Here is a 16199-nt window from a genome sequence, read left to right on the forward strand (position 1 = left end):
AATTAATTGAATGGGAGATCGCATTCGCGGGCAAGCCTCGCTCCTACAGGTCCGCGTCGTAAGTATTATTGGCGACCGACACAAACTGTAGGAGCGAGGCTTGCCCGCGAAGGGGCCAGAACAGACACCGCATTTGTTACAGGTCACCCATGATCCTGCCGGCAAACCCGAACACCCGGCGATGCCCGGCCAGGTCCACCAACTCAACCTCACGGCTCTGCCCCGGCTCGAAGCGCACGGCGGTGCCGGAGGGGATATTCAGGCGCATGCCGCGACTGGCCGCGCGGTCGAAGGTCAGGGCGTCGTTGGTTTCGAAGAAGTGGTAATGCGAGCCGACCTGGATCGGCCGGTCGCCGCTGTTGGCCACTTTCAGGCTGACAGTGCGGCGGCCCACATTGAGTTCGATGTCGCCGGACTGGATCTGGTATTCACCGGGAATCATCAGTGGGCTCCCTGGAGAATCTTGTAGTAGAGGGCGGTCGGTTTGTACTGGCCGGTCGGGTCGCAGGCGTAGTCGGGGATTTCACCGGCTTTGGTGTAACCCAGGGCTTTGTAGAAGTCTTCGGCGGGGGAGCCGGCCTCGGTATCGAGGTAGAGCATGCCGCGCTTGTGCTGGAGCGCGGCCTGTTCCAGCGCGCTCATCAATTGTTGGCCCAGACCCCGACGGCGCGCATGCTCGCGCACCAGCAGCTTCTGCACTTCGGCACGGTTCAGGCCATTGGCCTTCTGGCACAGGGTCAATTGCACACTGGCCTGCACTTGCTCGTCCTTGACCACCACCCACAGCAGCACGTTGCCTTGGTTCAGGTTGTCCTGAACGTCATCGAAATAGGCGCGGGCTTGAGCGGCGTCCAGATTGGCCATGAACCCGACACTGGCGCCATAGCCGACAGCGTCCAGCAGCAGATCAATCAACCCCTGACGATAGTGCGCAAAGCTTTCAACATTGACGCGGCGCAGTTGAGCGGCGTTCATCGTGAGTTACTCCTTGTTGGCGGGTGGCGGCTCCGCGCCAGGATTGAGGGTCAGTTGCATGAAGGTCAGGTCCAGCCAGCGGCCGAATTTGGTGCCCACCTGGGGCATCTCACCGGTGATCACGAAACCGGCGCGCTCATGCAAACGAATGGAAGCGGCGTTGCCGCTTTCGATGGCCGCGACCATCACATGCTTGTCGCAGCCTCTGGCGCGCTCGATCAGCGCCGTCATCAATTGCGGGCCCAGACCGTTGCCACGCTGGTCGCTGCGCACATAGACCGAGTGCTCGACGGTATGACGGAAACCGTCGAACGGCCGCCAGTCACCAAATGAAGCGTAGCCCAGCACGCTGTTATCGCCGTCGACAATCACCAGGATCGGATAACCCTGGGCTTGCCGGGCGCTGAACCAGGCCTGACGGTTGCCCAGGTCCACGGCCTGTTCGTTCCAGATCGCCGTGGTGTTGAGCACGGCGTCGTTGTAGATGTCCCGGATCGCCGGCAGGTCGGCGTGCAGCGCATCGCGGATTTGATAGCTCATGACGCGTCCTCAGGCGATGGGTTGGTGGACGGTGACCAGTTTGGTGCCGTCGGGAAAGGTCGCTTCGACCTGGATCTCCGGAATCATTTCCGGGATGCCTTCCATCACTTGTTCGCGGCTGAGCAGGGTGGTGCCGAAGTGCATCAGTTCGGCCACGGTCCGGCCGTCACGCGCGCCTTCGAGCAGCGCAGCGGAGATGTAGGCCATGGCTTCCGGGTAATTGAGTTTCACGCCGCGCGCCAAACGCCGCTCGGCCACGAGGCCGGCGGTGAAGATCAGCAGCTTGTCTTTTTCGCGTGGGGTCAGGTCCATCGTTTGGAATCCATAATCGGCAGTTAAAAAAGCTTTCTGTAGGAGCGAGGCTTGCCCGCGAAGGGCGCGCCTCGGTTTAACAGGGAGACCGCGTTATCGTTCTTCGCGGGCAAGCCTCGCTCCTACAGGGGGTAGGTGTTCAGGTGCTCCATATTCTTGGGGGCAAGGCTTCACGGCCGAGCAACGCAGGCCTGAGCAACCGCCACAAATCAATCAGCCAGCCCCGCGCCAACAGCGCTTCACTGGCCAGACACCGGGCAACCAGAAGCCCCGGCAATTGCGTCAAATCCCCGCGCACTTGATTGGGTAGCGAGCGACAGGTTTCCAGCAGCTCGCTATCAATCTCCCCGGTCACCAGCAACGTCGCAAACACCGGTTGCCCATCCAGGCCAATCGGCGAGTCGAGCAGACCATCATCCCCGACAATGCGCTGGCGTTCGTGCCAGAGCAACTGGCCGTCGCGGCGGATATCCAGTTGCGCCTGAAAATGGCCGAGGTCGAAGCGTTCGCCACTGGCCGGGCGGCCCAGTGCCACAACGTCCCAGTAAAACAACCGTGCGTCGCCCTCCAGATCGATGGAGGTGCTGAGCTCGGCCTGAGCGTCGCTGAAGATAATCGTCTCTTGTGGCAGCCATTCCAGTGTCGCACCGGGCGCCACTTTCAATGTCAGCCGCTGATAGGCGGGCCCCGCCGCGCGATACCACTTCGCGGCACCCGGGCTGGTGATTTGCGCCCAGGCGTGCGTGCCGACGCTGGCCGAGATATCCAGTCGATCCCCACCGGCAATGCCTCCGGGCGGATGAACGATGATGTGTTGGCACACGTGCGGCCCTTCGGCGTACAGGTGCTTCTGTACGCGCAGCGGGCCTTTGTGTCGGCGCAGGACCGGGCGTGTGCTGTCGCCGAAACGGGCGTAGCCCAGTTCCAGCTCGGCGTGCCAGCTGGGGGTGAACAGGACAATGGGGGCAGGTAGATTCATATTTTCTAATTATCGTCAGGACGCTACAGACTAGATCGTAACCAGACCGCGTACACCCTCGGTTTCCATGTTTTCACCGCGACCTTGTTGCACGATCTCGCCCCGGGACATCACCAGGTACTGGTCGGCCAGTTCGGCGGCGAAATCGTAGAATTGCTCGACCAACAGAATCGCCATGTCACCCCGGGCCGCAAGCTTCTTGATCACCACACCGATCTCCTTGATCACCGACGGCTGGATGCCTTCGGTGGGCTCATCGAGAATCAACAGCCGTGGACGGCTCGCCAGCGCACGACCGATCGCCAATTGCTGCTGTTGGCCACCGGACAAGTCACCGCCGCGCCGTTGCTTCATTTGCAGCAGCACCGGAAACAGCTCGTAGATGAATGCCGGAACTTCCTTGGCTTCAGAACCAGGAAATCGCGACAGGCCCATCAGCAGGTTTTCTTCCACGGTCAGCCGGCCAAAAATCTCGCGTCCCTGAGGTACATAGGCGATCCCGGCATGCACCCGCTGGTGCGGCTTGAACGTGGTGATCGGTTTGCCTTCCCAATTCACCGCGCCTTCTTTGGCAGGCAGCAAACCCATCAGGCATTTGAGCAGCGTGGTCTTGCCCACCCCATTGCGCCCGAGCAGGCAGGTGACTTCACCGACCTTCACCTCAAACGTCAGGCCCCGCAGGATGTGGCTACCGCCGTAATACTGGTGCAGCTTGTCGACTTGCAGCATGTTCAAATTCCTCTCAAATCCCCCGTAGGAGCGAGGCTTGCCCGCGAAGCTTTTGGCAGCCTTGAGGTCCCCTTCGCGGGCAAGCCTCGCTCCTACGGGAGCAAAATCATCGACCGAGATAAACCTCGATCACGCGCTCGTTTTCCTGGACCTGCTCCAGCGACCCTTCGGCCAGCACGCTGCCCTGGTGCAGCACGGTGACGTGGTCGGCGATGGAGCCGACGAAGCCCATGTCGTGCTCCACCACCATCAACGAATGCTTGCCGGCCAGGCTTTTGAACAGCTCGGCGGTGAACTCGGTTTCGGCGTCAGTCATGCCCGCCACTGGCTCGTCGAGCAGCAGCAGTTGCGGGTCTTGCATGAGCAGCATGCCGATTTCCAGAAACTGCTTTTGACCGTGAGACAACAACCCCGCCGGGCGATTGACCGAGGCCGTCAGGCGAATGGTTTCCAGCACCTCGCTGATGCGGTCTTTCTGTTCGCCACTGAGGCGAGCCCGCAGGCTGGCCCACACCGACTTGTCGGTTTTCTGTGCCAGTTCCAGGTTCTCGAACACGCTCAAGGCTTCGAACACCGTCGGCTTCTGGAACTTGCGACCGATGCCGGCCTGGGCGATTTGCACTTCGCTCATCGACGTCAGGTCCAGGGTTTCACCGAACCAGGCTTTGCCGTGACTGGGGCGGGTCTTGCCGCTGATCACGTCCATCAACGTGGTCTTGCCCGCGCCATTGGGACCGATGATGCAGCGCAGTTCGCCGACGCCGATGTACAGGTTCAGATCGTTGAGGGCCTTGAAGCCATCGAAGCTGACGCTGATGTCTTCAAGCGTCAGGATCGTTCCGTGACGCGTATTCAGGCCGGGGCCGACACGTTGCCCGAGGCCGATGGCATCGCGGCTGCTGCCGGCGTCCTTGTTGGGCTCCACTGGGAAAAACGCCGGTTCGAGCATGAATTCAGCTGTCGCAGTGACTCTCATGATTCACCTCTCTTTTTCAGCAGACCGATCACGCCTTTGGGCAAATACAAGGTCACGACAATGAACAGCGCGCCGAGGAAGAACAGCCAGTATTCGGGGAACGCCACGGTGAACCAGCTCTTCATCCCGTTGACCACCCCCGCGCCGAGCAGCGGACCGATCAGCGTGCCGCGACCGCCCAGCGCCACCCAGACGGCGGCCTCAATGGAGTTGGTCGGCGACATTTCACTCGGGTTGATGATCCCGACCTGCGGCACGTACAACGCACCGGCCAAGCCACACAGCACCGCGCTCAACACCCAGACAAACAGCTTGAAACCCCGCGGGTCGTAGCCGCAGAACATCAGGCGGTTTTCCGCATCCCTTAGGGCCGTCAGCACGCGTCCGAATTTACTCTGCGCCAGACGCCAGCCGATAAACAGGCTCGCCACCAGCAACACCACCGTGGCGAAAAACAACACCGCACGGGTGCCCGGCTCGGTGATGCCGAACCCGAGAATCGTGCGGAAATTGGTGAAGCCGTTGTTGCCGCCAAACCCGGTTTCGTTGCGGAAGAACAGCAGCATCCCGGCGAAGGTCAGCGCCTGGGTCATGATCGAGAAATACACGCCCTTGATCCGCGAACGGAAGGCAAAAAAACCGAACACCAGCGCCAGCAAACCCGGCGCCAACACCACCAGGCACATCGACCAGAGAAAGCTGCTGGTGCCGGTCCAGTACCACGGCAATTCGGTCCACGACAGGAAGGTCATGAACGCCGGCAAGCCATCGCCCGACGCCTGGCGCATCAGGTACATGCCCATCGCGTAACCGCCGAGTGCGAAGAACAGGCCGTGGCCGAGGGACAACAGACCGGCGTAACCCCAAACCAGATCGAGGGCCAAGGCGACAATTGCGTAGCAAAGAATCTTGCCCACCAGCGTCAGGGTATAGGCCGAGACGTGAAAAACGCTGACGGGCGATAACAGCGAGAGCAACGGCAATGCCAGCAGCAAAACGAGGATCACCGCGCCAACGGCGATGGTGACTTTGGGGCCGGCCTTTTGCGTGGCCGTGAGCATCAGGGGCTGGTTCATCAGTCGATCACCCGTCCTTTCAGTGCGAAGAGGCCTTGCGGACGCTTCTGGATGAACAGAATGATCAGCGCGAGGATCAGGATCTTGCCGAGTACGGCGCCGATCTGCGGTTCGAGAATTTTGTTGGCGATCCCTAAGCCGAACGCGGCCAGCACGCTACCGGCCAACTGACCGACACCCCCGAGCACCACCACCAGGAACGAGTCGATGATGTAGCTCTGGCCGAGGTCCGGGCCGACGTTGCCGATCTGGCTGAGCGCCACGCCGCCAAGGCCGGCAATGCCTGAGCCGAGGCCGAAAGCGAGCATGTCGACCCGTCCGGTCGGCACGCCGCAGCAGGCGGCCATGTTGCGGTTCTGGGTGACGGCGCGCACGTTCAAACCGAGGCGTGTCTTGTTCAGCAGCAGCCAGGTCAGCACCACTACAAACAGGGCGAAGGCGATGATCACGATGCGGTTGTACGGCAGCACGAGGTTGGGCAGCACTTGAATCCCGCCCGACAGCCACGCCGGGTTGGCCACTTCAACGTTCTGCGCGCCGAACAGCAACCGGACAACCTGAATCAGCATCAAACTGATGCCCCAGGTCGCCAGCAGGGTTTCCAGCGGGCGGCCGTAGAGGTGACGAATCACCGTCCGTTCCAGCGCCATGCCGATCGCGGCGGTGACGAAAAATGCCACCGGCAACGCGATCAGCGGATAAAACTCGATGGCCTGCGGGGCGAAGCGCTGGAACATCAGCTGCACCACGTAGGTCGAGTAGGCGCCGAGCATCAGCATCTCGCCGTGGGCCATGTTGATCACGCCGAGCAGGCCGAAGGTGATCGCCAGACCCAATGCCGCGAGCAGCAAAATCGAACCCAGCGACATGCCGCTGAACGCCTGGCCGAGGATCTCGCCGATCAGCAGTTTGCGTTTGACTTGGGCCAGGCTGGTTTCGGCGGCAGTGCGCACGTTGGCGTCGGCTTCGATGCCTGGTTCCAGCAGGCTTTCGAGGCGGGTGCGTGCCAGTGGATCGCCGGTTTCGCCAAGCAGACGCACTGCTGCGAGGCGCACGGCGGGGTCGGTGTCGACCAGTTGCAGGTTGGCCAGGGCCAGGCTCAGGGCGGCGTGAACGGTTTCGTCTTGTTCGCCCGCCAATTGATGGTCGAGGAATTTCAGCTGCGCGGGTTTGGCGCTTTTCTGCAATTGCTGCGCGGCGGCCAGACGGATTTTGGCGTCGGCGGCGAGCAATTGGTGGCTGGCCAGCGCGGTGTCGATCAGACCCCGCAGGCGATTGTTCAGGCGCAGGGATTTCGGTTGGCCGTCGACGGTCAACTCGCCTTGTTGCAGGGCGTTGATCAATTCGACTCGGGCCGGGTCGGGCTGCGCGGCCCAGGATTCGAGAAGCTTGGCTTGCTGCGTGGGATTGGCGGCGACGAAGTCTTCGGCGTCGCCTGCATAAGTGGTCATCGGCAACAGCAGCGCGAGGGCGAAGATGAAACGGTAGATGGCGGTGGGCATATGTAAGGCCTTGCGCGGGCTAAATGTAGGAGTGAGCCTGCTCGCGATAGCGGTCTATCAATCAACAGGTATGTTGTCTGTCCCACCGCTATCGCGAGCAGGCTCACTCCTACAGGGATATGTGTCGGTCCCGAGTGAAGTGCCCGGTCCCGACATCCAGTGGCTTTAGTTGCTCTTCACCGCATAATCCGGCCGTTTGTCGTTACCCGAAATAAACGGGCTCCACGGCTGGGCACGGATCGGCCCTTCGGTCTGCCACACGACGTTGAACTGACCGTCGGCCTGGATCTCGCCGATCATCACCGGCTTGTGCAAGTGGTGATTGGTCTTGTCCATGGTCAGCGTGTAACCGGACGGTGCGGCAAAGGTCTGGCCTGCGAGGGCTTCGCGGACTTTGTCGACATCGGTGGACTTGGCTTTTTCAGCCGCTTGCGCCCACATGTGGATGCCTACGTACGTGGCTTCCATCGGGTCGTTGGTCACCGCTTTGTCGGCGCCCGGCAGGTTGTGTTTCTTGGCATAGGCTTTCCAGTCGGCGACGAATTTCTTGTTCGCCGGGTTCTCGACCGACTCGAAGTAGTTCCATGCCGCGAGGTTGCCCACCAGCGGTTTGGTGTCGATGCCGCGCAGTTCCTCTTCACCGACCGAGAACGCCACGACCGGGACGTCGGTGGCTTTCAAGCCCTGGTTGGCCAGCTCTTTATAGAACGGCACGTTGGAGTCGCCGTTGACGGTGGAGATGACCGCTGTCTTGCCGCCGGCCGAGAATTTCTTGATGTTGGCCACGATGGTTTGGTAATCGCTGTGGCCGAACGGGGTGTAGACCTCTTCGATGTCCTTGTCCGCCACACCTTTGGAATGCAGGAACGAGCGCAGGATCTTGTTGGTGGTGCGCGGGTAGACGTAGTCGGTGCCCAGCAGGAAGTAGCGCTTGGCGCTGCCGCCTTCTTCGCTCATCAGGTATTCCACCGCCGGGATCGCTTGCTGGTTCGGCGCGGCGCCGGTGTAGAACACGTTAGGCGACATCTCTTCGCCTTCGTATTGCACCGGGTAGAACAGCAAGCCATTGAGCTCTTCGAACACCGGCAACACCGATTTACGCGATACCGACGTCCAGCAACCGAACACGACGGCAACCTTGTCTTGAGTCAGCAACTGACGACCCTTTTCCGCGAACAGCGGCCAGTTCGACGCGGGGTCCACGACCACCGGTTCCAGCATTTTGCCGTTCACGCCGCCCTTGGTATTGATCTCGTCGATGGTCATCAACGCCATGTCTTTGAGCGAGGTTTCGGAGATCGCCATGGTCCCGGACAACGAATGCAGAATACCGACCTTGATGGTCTCGGCGGCCTGGACGGTCCAGGTCATGCCCATCGCGGCAATGCTTGCCGTGAGTGTGAAAGCCTTGATCAAGCTGCGACGCTTCATTGTGCGATCTCCATGAACGTTAGTAATTTTTCTGGGTTGGCAGATGCGGACTACTAAAGGGTCTTTAGCAAGGGCTGTGCCTGTTCGGCAGAGGCAGGGAAATAGCGTAATAGAGCCTTCCGTAAACACGGAGGCGCACCAGACTGGGGCTTGATCAAGGCGCGGGTGCATCGTCGTGCGCAGCATTGGTGCCGGGTGCACCAAAAGCCGAAACCCTGCGGGCGATAAATATGTACCACCTGCGGCGCTCCAGAATCTTGATCATCGTGGCTTCTCAATCAAGTGAGCCGCGCATGGACAGCACCTCTATCAGCACACCTCCAACACTTCGAGGGACGGACGGGTTTCCTGCCCTGGGACCGACATTCATCAGTGCAGATGATGCGGCCTATTGGGTACACCGGCAGATCGGCGCACGCCGTGACAGGGCCTACGGCGGCGTGATCGTGCAGCGTGGTGACGGAAAATTTCAGCCCACGTTACCTGTAGCAGGCATGAAAGGGCGTTTCGATTTCGACACCCTGCTGTCTACCGATAACCCCGGGGAACTATTCGTCCCCCAGGGCTACAGTGGCGCCGCGTATTACCTGTCTCTTTCGGCAAATCACGCTGAAGTCCTGCGTGTTCACCCAGGCTGGACGGCCGAGCAGATCAAGTTGAGCCTCGGTTTTTTTCCGAGACACCACATTCTGAGCCACATGCAGGACCCGGGCGCCTATGGACAGCGTCACTATCTGTCGGGGCCGGATGGTTCACTGATCAAGTACGAGTCGACTCAGCCGGCTGAGGAGAAGAAGCTCTTTGAGCAGGGATTCAAGTCGTTCGGGCCATTCACCGACGTCGAGCTTTTGATTCAGAAGGTGGCCACGACCGGCACGCTGAGCGTACTGGTGCCCAATGATCAGTGGGGCGGTGTACGTGGAAACGTGTCGGCGAGTTGGACCCTCGGTACCGCCTTGGGGCACAACCGACCCGTTTCACAGCCTTTTTTTTGTGCCGTGTCCGATCAAGTGGACAAGGCCATCGAAGTCGCAGCAACGAGCGTATCCACAACCTCCGGCAGCGTGTATCTGGGTTTTGTAGTGACATCTGCCGGCAGTTCGGAGTGCATGGCGACCTATCCGGTTCTCTCCAGTCAGCTGGAGGTGGCGATAGAACTGTTCAACACCTTTGCGAGGAGAGCAGACCACAAGCTGGTGAGGTTGCTCGATTTCGACCTGCACGGCGTTTATTTCCTCTCGCACAGTGATGGCGCGCTGAGCGCCAGCGAGCCATGGCTTTATGAGCGATTTTTTTCACCGGAGGAATTGGCGGCGGGCATCAAGTTTTCGCTATGGGATGTTTATCGGCAGGAGTATCCCGATTATCTGAATGTGTACGCCCGGACCCGCGATGGTGCTGTTTTGCAGTACCGACCTTCAGCGCACCTGCGTGAAGATCCGCTGAAGGACAGCGCGGATCTCAACGCTAAGCTGAAGGCTGGCACGCTCAAGCCTGCGGATTACATCAGGCAGGTGGCAGCCGCCGGCGAGCTGACCGTGCTGAAGGACAGTGCGTTGTGGGATGTTGTCGGGATCGTTGGCGTCGACTGGCAACCCTATGCCAGGTCGCGGCGTTTGAGTCCTGCTTTCCTTATGGCGGACGATGCCGCACGTTTCGCGCACGAGTACATCGGCAGCCGTCGAGAGCAAGGCTTCGCCGGGATGATTTTGCAGGATCAAAACAAACGCTTTGTCGCCACAGAACCGATGGTTTGCGCAAAACCACGGTTTGCGCTGGACAGGCTCTGCCCCCTCGATGCATCCGACGCGCCGATCATGTTGGTCGAGGGGTTCTCGTTTCATGGGCTGTATGCCTCGCGTTGGCAAACCGACTCCGTGTCCATCGCACGTGACGACGCTCAAGAGCAACTGACGGAGGCGCAAATGTTCACCGCCGAAGACATTCGGTCGGTGTTCGACAAGAGCGCGCATGTTATCGATTTTTACCTGTCCGGCTCGGCTGACTGCCTGTTGGTCTACAGCCCCGACGTCTCGAAAGTGGCGGCTCGCAACAAACTGCAAGGGCGGGTTGCCTTGCTCGCTGACGACAAAACACTGATTGATCGGGAGCTGGCGGCCGGCACACTTGAGCCCGATGCAGTGGTCGACGAACTGGCCGGCACTGGCAAATTGCGTGTGGTGGTCGGCAACGACGTGTGGGGCCCTCGAGGAGCCGTGCTGGGTGATGAGACAAATAATCAGGCAACCCGCACAAACGTTTCCACTCCGGTACTCAGGGCGATTTTTACCAGCGCCGAAGAAGCCGTGCTGAACGCCCGTCATCGCGCCAGGCTCGACTACCGCACGGCTGCGGCGGGTTGGGGATTCATTCTTAAACACAAGGACCGCGATGAGTACGTGGCGACCGAGACGGTGCCTGTCGGACGCCTGGGTGCATTGAATCAGGCGAGCGACTTTGGCGCGCCGGTGTTGATCGACGAGTTTCGCACTCTCGCGCTGTATTACTCGGCATGCTGGATCCATGACGGGTTATCGACAGCGGATGCCTGGTTCGCCCGACATTTTGCTTCCATAACCGATCTGGCGGCGGCCATCTATGACGACGAGGGCACGCAACGTCTTACGCATTTCGAGGACCTGAGCGTTTTCGTCGCGACCCTGGATGGGGCCTTGTTGCGGTATCAATTCTCGACCACCTCAACACAGTTCGACACTAAAGGTTTGCAGCAACTGAGGTCGGTGTTGCTCAACGGCACGCCACCCTATGCCAACGTCATTCAATTGATCGCCAAGGCCGGAGAACTGAGGGTGCTGCGCACCAGTGAGCTATGGGACGAGGCGGGCGTTGTCGGCACTGACTGGAAACCTTTCGTACAGATTCAGCGGCGAGCCCTCAGCCCGGTCTTTCTGTCGCCGGATGATGCCGCACGCTATGCGCTGGCGCAGTTGGGCTCTCGGCGTGAGCGGATCTACGGTGGCTTGGTGCTGCGTCGCGTCGATGGTTTGTTTGTCGCGACGTTGCCGGTGGCCGTCGAGGTCGAGAACTTCCCGGCCAGCTGGATTCGTCTGGATGAATTGACTGACGAAGGGTTGTTTCTGGCCGGGAGTACGGTGGTTGCCCGTTACCACTCCCGAATGCAGGTCGAGCCGATTTTCGCGCTGTCGAACCGCGAACGGGACGTTTACCTCAACATGTTCTCCACCGATTTTCTTGGGGATATCCTGACCGGCTCCGGGCTTTCAACCTCTCTGTCACCCGGCAAGGAATATCTGCTGGGGCTCGATGGCAGCCTGATCAGCTACACCGTCAGCGCAAGTGCTGTCGAAAAACAACTTGCCGGGGCTTTGGCGCCACCCAGCCAATTGCAGCGCAGGCATACCCCGATAGAACTGCAAATGCGCAACGGCACGCTAACCCCGAGTGGATACGTCAATCAGGTTGCAAGAGCCGGCAGGTTGCAAGTGATCGAGGGTAGTCGGCTGTGGGGCAAGGCCAGGCAGTTGTCACAATGGAGTGCTTATTCCAGGGAAGCCCTATCGCAGGTGCATCGGTCGGCCATCGCTGATCCGGCGCTCAGTCCGGTCTTCACGCAAATGGACGACGCCTTACGGCATGTCCATCGAGCGGCTGGAACTCGAACCCGATTGATGTTCGGGTTCGTGCTCAAGTCGCTTAAGGCTGAGCAGTATGTGACGACGTTGCCGATCGACGGGAGGCAAGGAAGTCTCGCCGTCGAGCGGGTATTTCCCGATGGGTTATTACCCCTGGGGTATCGCGTTGAGGGAATCTATCTGTGTCCGTTGACCGGGGCGGGACGACTGCCGCATGAGTTGAATCAGAGTTTCATCTCGCCTCGGGATCTGACATACGGATTGGACGCTATCCGTGTGCGCACGGGCGCAGTGACGACTTACCTCAACGTTTACGTTTCCTGTGCTGATGGCGCCTTGTTGCGATACAAGCCCAAGACCAGCGCACCGGAGTGGACCCGGTTAAATGCCGCCGTCGCCTACGAGAAAGTACTGCAATCAGGGCATGAATCGCTGATCGAGTATCTGCGCAAAGTGATCGCCAACGGTGAGTTGCAGGCCGTGGTGCGCAGCACTTTCTGGTCGCCGTTCAGGGTTGATGCCCGGGGTGTCAAAACCGGCATCGGGTTGGTGAGATGGGCGCCGGATTACCGCTTTGCCCTCGGGCCGGTATTTGCACATGCCGATGATGCGGCTCGCTCTGCCCAAGGACAGATTGGCGAGTACGTCGGCAAGCAGTATCTGGGGGGTGTTTTGATGCACGAGGCGACGGGTTCGTTCGTTGCCGTCGAGCCGCTTGAGGACGGCGCCAACAGCGGCGCTGCCAGCGCGCTGTTTTTCTCAGGGCCGGGCGGGCCCATTGCACCGGTAGCCGTGCCGGATGCGCAACCCTTGCCATTGCCGGTATTTCCGCAGGATTACAAATGGGTGGCTGTGCACCAGTTCTACAAACGCTTCAATCTGTTCGTGAAGGCCCCCAGTGCTTCTGACCAATTGCTTTTGGATAACCTGGCTCTGGCCGACCTGTGGTTCAGCAGAGACGTTGTGAAAAAGAGTGGGATCTCCGGAGGTAGTTGCTATTTCACCGGTCGCGGTGGATCACTGTTCAAGTTCACCCCCGCATTTTCGTTGCAGGAAACGGCATTTCTAAGCGAGGAGGCAAAGGATGGCGTCGCGGCATACCTCGCCAGACTCGCAAGCGTCGGCCGGCTTGAAGTACTGGACACCGATGATTACTGGCACCGTCGCGGGCGACTGAATGCGACCTGGAAGCCACCTGTGCAACCGGCGGCGACGCCGGATCGTGACGAACTGTGAAGCGCAGCGTTCATTGATCTGAACGCCTGGTGAGCCGTGCCTCCACGCTGGTACGGCTCAGCGGCGTCGCATAAGGCCGATGAAAAACAACCCGCCAATCGCCGCCGTGGCCACGCCAATCGGCAAGTCCTCGGGAGCGATCAGCGTGCGTGCAGCAACATCGACCCACACCAGAAACACACTGCCCAGCAATACACACACCGGCAACAATCGCCGGTGTTCGGCCCCGACCAGTCGACGGGCAATGTGCGGCACCATCAGCCCGACAAACCCGATGGAGCCACTGATCGACACCAGCACTCCCGTCATCAACGACGCAATCAAAAATACGCGCAGGCGTACGGTGCGGGCGTTGAGCCCGAGGGTCACTGCCGTTTGTTCACCCGCCATCAAAGCGTTCAGTGGTCGGGCCATGCCCAGCAGCAAAACCAGTCCCAGCAACACACTGGCGGCCGGCACCGCAAGCAACTCCCAACGCGCCAACCCGAGCCCGCCCAGCATCCAGAACATCACCGCAGAGCTCGCCCGGTGATCGCCGAGGAACAGCAGCAAATTGGCAATCGCCATCATCACGAACGACACCGCCACACCGCACAACAGAAGCCGGTCACTGTCCAGCCGACCGTTGCGATTGGCGATCATCAATACGATCAACATGCTCAGAAGCGCGCCGATAAACGCCGCTATCGGCAAGGTCAGCAGGCCGACGATTTCACCGACGTGCAGCACCACGATCACTGCGCCAAGGGTGGCGCCGGAAGTGACGCCGAGCAGATGCGGATCGGCCAACGGATTGCGCGTCACCGCTTGCAACACTGCGCCGATCAGCGCCAACCCGGCACCCACCAGCGCGCCCAAGAGCATGCGCGGCACACGAATCAACCAGACGATATGTTCCTGCCCGGCCGTCCAGCTTACTTCGCCGATACCGAATGCCTTGTGCAGCAAGATCCGCCACACCACGTCCACCGGAACCCGCGCCGGACCAAAGCCTAGCGACACCACGCACGACACCAGCAACAGTGCACCGAGCATCACCAGCAGCAAGGCATAGCGACGATCCATCATTCGCCGTGGAAACCTTTGGCCAGGGTTTCAACCGCCAGCACGTTGTCGATGCCCGGCGTGGCCTGCACATACGGAATCACGATGAAACGCTGGTTCTTGATCGCGTCCACCGATTGCAGCGCTTTGTTATTGAGCAGAAATTGCTCTTTCTGCTCGGCGGTGACTTCGCCGTAGTCGACGATCACGATCACCTGCGGATTGCGCTCGACCACGTTTTCCCAATTCACACGGGTCCAGCTCGCCTCGACGTCGTCCAGAATGTTGCGCCCGCCCGCTGCGTCGATCAGTGCCTGCGGCATGCCGAGGCGGCCGGAGGTCATGGCGCGGTCTTCGCCGCTGTCGTAGAGGAACACGCGCGGTTTATCGGCGGGCAGCTCCTTGCGCACCTCGGCGACTTGCGCCTGCATGTCGGCGATCAAGGCATTGGCTCGGTCCTGCACGTCGAAGATTTTGCCGAGGTTGCGCAGGTCGTTGTAGGTGTCTTCCAGGCTGGCCGGTGGACGCTTCATGACGAAGGCGCAGGACTCGGTCAGCTCGTAGACATTGATGCCCAATGGCTGCAGCGTCTGCGGCGTGAGGTCGCCGCCCACGCGCATGCCGTAATCCCAGCCGGCGAAGAAGAAATCGACGTTGGCGTTGAGCAGGGTTTCCACCGACGGGTATTTGGCTGCCAGCTCCGGCAAACCATCGAGGATAGTCTGCATGTCGGGCGTGACCGACTTCCAGCCCGTTACGCCACTGTAGCCGGCCATGTTCGGTTTGAGGCCGAGGGCGAGCATCATCTGGGTCATGTTGATGTCGTGGCTGACCGCGTGTTTCGGCGCTTGCTTGAACGTCACTTCGCGGTTGCAGCTGTGGATCGTCAGCGGATATTTCGTGGCCTCGGCCAACGCTTGGGCACTGCCCAGCAACAGCGTGACGCAAAGCAGGGAACGCAAAGTCATGGTTGGGTTATCCAGGTGATTCGTGGGTAGCCGTGCAAGGGGTGTTCATCGATCAGCGCTTCGACGCCGAACACGTCGCGCAGCAGCGGAGCAGTGAGGACTTCTTTTGGTGTGCCGCTGGCGACGATGCGGCCGTGATTGATCACGTAGAGTCGATCGCAAAAGGCAGCCGCGAGATTGAGGTCGTGGATGCTGGCCAGGGTGCCGATCTTCAGGCGTTTGACCAGCTGTAGAAGCTCAAGCTGAAAGCGCGGGTCGAGGTGGTTGGTCGGTTCGTCGAGGATCAGCAAGTGCGGTTGTTGCGCCAAGGCGCGGGCGAGAATCACACGTTGTTTTTCTCCGCCGGAGAGGGTGGCGAAGGCGTGGTCTTCGAAGCCTTTGAGGCCGACGGATTCGAGGGCCTGAGTCGCGAGATTGCGGTCTTCCAGGGTGTCGCCGTCGAACAGGCCTTTGTGCGGCGTGCGGCCCATGGCGACCACCTCGTCGACGGTCAGGCCGAAGGCGTCGGGGAATTCCTGCAACACCACGGCGATGCGTTGGGCGCACCAGCGCGAGGATTGCTTCCAGACGTTGTGGTGGTCGAGCCGGACCTCGCCGCTCTCCGGTTTACTGAATCGATAAGCGCAACGCAGCAGGCTGGTCTTGCCGCTGCCGTTGGGGCCGATCAACCCGACGAACTCGCCAGCGGCCACGTGCAAGGAGGCATCACGCAGCTGGAACTGGTGATGACAATGGCCGTGGCCCAGGGGAGTCCAGGCGAGGTTTGTGAGGTTCAGCGAGGTCATGCATTTGCTCTGAAATTTTTTGTGTTGCTGAG

14 protein-coding genes are annotated in these 16199 nt (G+C 60.4%); 1 reads left to right on the forward strand and 13 read right to left on the reverse strand.

Going from position 1 to position 16199, the window contains the following annotated elements:
* Nucleotides 1–136: 136 nt before the first annotated feature.
* The 10 genes from ACYZTY_RS01545 to urtA form a co-directional block, all read right to left on the reverse strand.
* A complete protein-coding gene (locus tag ACYZTY_RS01545; RefSeq protein WP_461957022.1) occupies nucleotides 137–442 on the reverse strand; it encodes an urease subunit beta in 306 nt (101 codons plus the stop codon).
* Nucleotides 442–975 (reverse strand): GNAT family N-acetyltransferase, encoded by a 534-nt coding sequence (locus tag ACYZTY_RS01550; RefSeq protein ID WP_461957023.1) that lies wholly within the window; start codon nucleotides 973–975, stop codon nucleotides 442–444. The genes ACYZTY_RS01545 and ACYZTY_RS01550 overlap by 1 nt, the downstream gene beginning before the upstream one ends.
* A 6-nt stretch (nucleotides 976–981) precedes the next feature.
* Nucleotides 982–1515 (reverse strand): GNAT family N-acetyltransferase, encoded by a 534-nt coding sequence (locus tag ACYZTY_RS01555; protein WP_461957024.1) that lies wholly within the window; start codon nucleotides 1513–1515, stop codon nucleotides 982–984.
* Nucleotides 1516–1524: 9 nt separating this feature from the next.
* Complete coding sequence (ureA, locus tag ACYZTY_RS01560; protein ID WP_033055605.1) at nucleotides 1525–1827, reverse strand: urease subunit gamma; 303 nt, start codon at nucleotides 1825–1827, stop codon at nucleotides 1525–1527.
* 139 nt (nucleotides 1828–1966) lie between these two features.
* Entirely contained in the window at nucleotides 1967–2806 is an 840-nt protein-coding gene (locus ACYZTY_RS01565; RefSeq protein WP_461957025.1) for an urease accessory protein UreD, read from the reverse strand.
* A gap of 30 nt (nucleotides 2807–2836) precedes the next feature.
* A complete protein-coding gene (urtE, locus tag ACYZTY_RS01570) occupies nucleotides 2837–3535 on the reverse strand; it encodes an urea ABC transporter ATP-binding subunit UrtE (protein WP_461957026.1) in 699 nt (232 codons plus the stop codon).
* A gap of 106 nt (nucleotides 3536–3641) precedes the next feature.
* Nucleotides 3642–4511, reverse strand: coding sequence for an urea ABC transporter ATP-binding protein UrtD (urtD, locus tag ACYZTY_RS01575; RefSeq protein WP_461957027.1), 870 nt, complete (start codon nucleotides 4509–4511; stop codon nucleotides 3642–3644).
* A complete protein-coding gene (gene urtC, locus ACYZTY_RS01580; RefSeq protein WP_461957028.1) occupies nucleotides 4508–5587 on the reverse strand; it encodes an urea ABC transporter permease subunit UrtC in 1080 nt (359 codons plus the stop codon). The genes urtD and urtC overlap by 4 nt, the downstream gene beginning before the upstream one ends.
* Nucleotides 5587–7089, reverse strand: a complete 1503-nt coding sequence (gene urtB / locus ACYZTY_RS01585) for an urea ABC transporter permease subunit UrtB (protein ID WP_461957029.1) — start codon at nucleotides 7087–7089, stop codon at nucleotides 5587–5589. The genes urtC and urtB overlap by 1 nt, the downstream gene beginning before the upstream one ends.
* Before the next feature lie 165 nt (nucleotides 7090–7254).
* Complete coding sequence (gene urtA, locus ACYZTY_RS01590; protein ID WP_461957030.1) at nucleotides 7255–8520, reverse strand: urea ABC transporter substrate-binding protein; 1266 nt, start codon at nucleotides 8518–8520, stop codon at nucleotides 7255–7257.
* Nucleotides 8521–8750: 230 nt separating this feature from the next.
* Between urtA and ACYZTY_RS01595 the strand changes: the two genes are divergently transcribed.
* Nucleotides 8751–13370, forward strand: a complete 4620-nt coding sequence (locus tag ACYZTY_RS01595; protein ID WP_461957031.1) for a hypothetical protein — start codon at nucleotides 8751–8753, stop codon at nucleotides 13368–13370.
* A gap of 57 nt (nucleotides 13371–13427) precedes the next feature.
* On the opposite strand, the gene ACYZTY_RS01600 is transcribed toward ACYZTY_RS01595, so the two are convergent.
* From ACYZTY_RS01600 to ACYZTY_RS01610, 3 genes are read right to left on the reverse strand one after another with little or no spacing between them, the layout of a single operon-like run.
* Entirely contained in the window at nucleotides 13428–14438 is a 1011-nt protein-coding gene (locus ACYZTY_RS01600; RefSeq protein WP_461957032.1) for a FecCD family ABC transporter permease, read from the reverse strand.
* Entirely contained in the window at nucleotides 14435–15382 is a 948-nt protein-coding gene (locus tag ACYZTY_RS01605; protein ID WP_461957033.1) for an ABC transporter substrate-binding protein, read from the reverse strand. The genes ACYZTY_RS01600 and ACYZTY_RS01605 overlap by 4 nt, the downstream gene beginning before the upstream one ends.
* Nucleotides 15379–16167 (reverse strand): ABC transporter ATP-binding protein, encoded by a 789-nt coding sequence (locus ACYZTY_RS01610; RefSeq protein WP_461957034.1) that lies wholly within the window; start codon nucleotides 16165–16167, stop codon nucleotides 15379–15381. Before ACYZTY_RS01610 ends, ACYZTY_RS01605 begins: the two co-directional genes overlap by 4 nt.
* Between the last annotated feature and the right edge of the window lie 32 nt (nucleotides 16168–16199).

It is taken from the genome of Pseudomonas sp. LB1P83, assembly GCF_054897885.1.

Bases quoted from the DNA above. Each gene is read 5' to 3' on its own strand.
- ureA (WP_033055605.1), bottom strand. From the start codon at position 1,827: ATGGACCTGACCCCACGCGAAAAAGACAAGCTGCTGATCTTCACCGCC.
- urtC (WP_461957028.1), bottom strand. From the start codon at position 5,587: ATGAACCAGCCCCTGATGCTCACGGCCACGCAAAAGGCCGGCCCCAAA.
- ACYZTY_RS01595 (WP_461957031.1), top strand. From the start codon at position 8,751: ATGTACCACCTGCGGCGCTCCAGAATCTTGATCATCGTGGCTTCTCAA.
- ACYZTY_RS01600 (WP_461957032.1), bottom strand. From the start codon at position 14,438: ATGATGGATCGTCGCTATGCCTTGCTGCTGGTGATGCTCGGTGCACTG.
- ACYZTY_RS01555 (WP_461957024.1), bottom strand. From the start codon at position 1,515: ATGAGCTATCAAATCCGCGATGCGCTGCACGCCGACCTGCCGGCGATC.
- urtB (WP_461957029.1), bottom strand. From the start codon at position 7,089: ATGCCCACCGCCATCTACCGTTTCATCTTCGCCCTCGCGCTGCTGTTG.
- urtE (WP_461957026.1), bottom strand. From the start codon at position 3,535: ATGCTGCAAGTCGACAAGCTGCACCAGTATTACGGCGGTAGCCACATC.
- urtA (WP_461957030.1), bottom strand. From the start codon at position 8,520: ATGAAGCGTCGCAGCTTGATCAAGGCTTTCACACTCACGGCAAGCATT.
- ACYZTY_RS01545 (WP_461957022.1), bottom strand. From the start codon at position 442: ATGATTCCCGGTGAATACCAGATCCAGTCCGGCGACATCGAACTCAAT.
- ACYZTY_RS01605 (WP_461957033.1), bottom strand. From the start codon at position 15,382: ATGACTTTGCGTTCCCTGCTTTGCGTCACGCTGTTGCTGGGCAGTGCC.
- ACYZTY_RS01550 (WP_461957023.1), bottom strand. From the start codon at position 975: ATGAACGCCGCTCAACTGCGCCGCGTCAATGTTGAAAGCTTTGCGCAC.
- urtD (WP_461957027.1), bottom strand. From the start codon at position 4,511: ATGAGAGTCACTGCGACAGCTGAATTCATGCTCGAACCGGCGTTTTTC.
- ACYZTY_RS01565 (WP_461957025.1), bottom strand. From the start codon at position 2,806: ATGAATCTACCTGCCCCCATTGTCCTGTTCACCCCCAGCTGGCACGCC.
- ACYZTY_RS01610 (WP_461957034.1), bottom strand. From the start codon at position 16,167: ATGACCTCGCTGAACCTCACAAACCTCGCCTGGACTCCCCTGGGCCAC.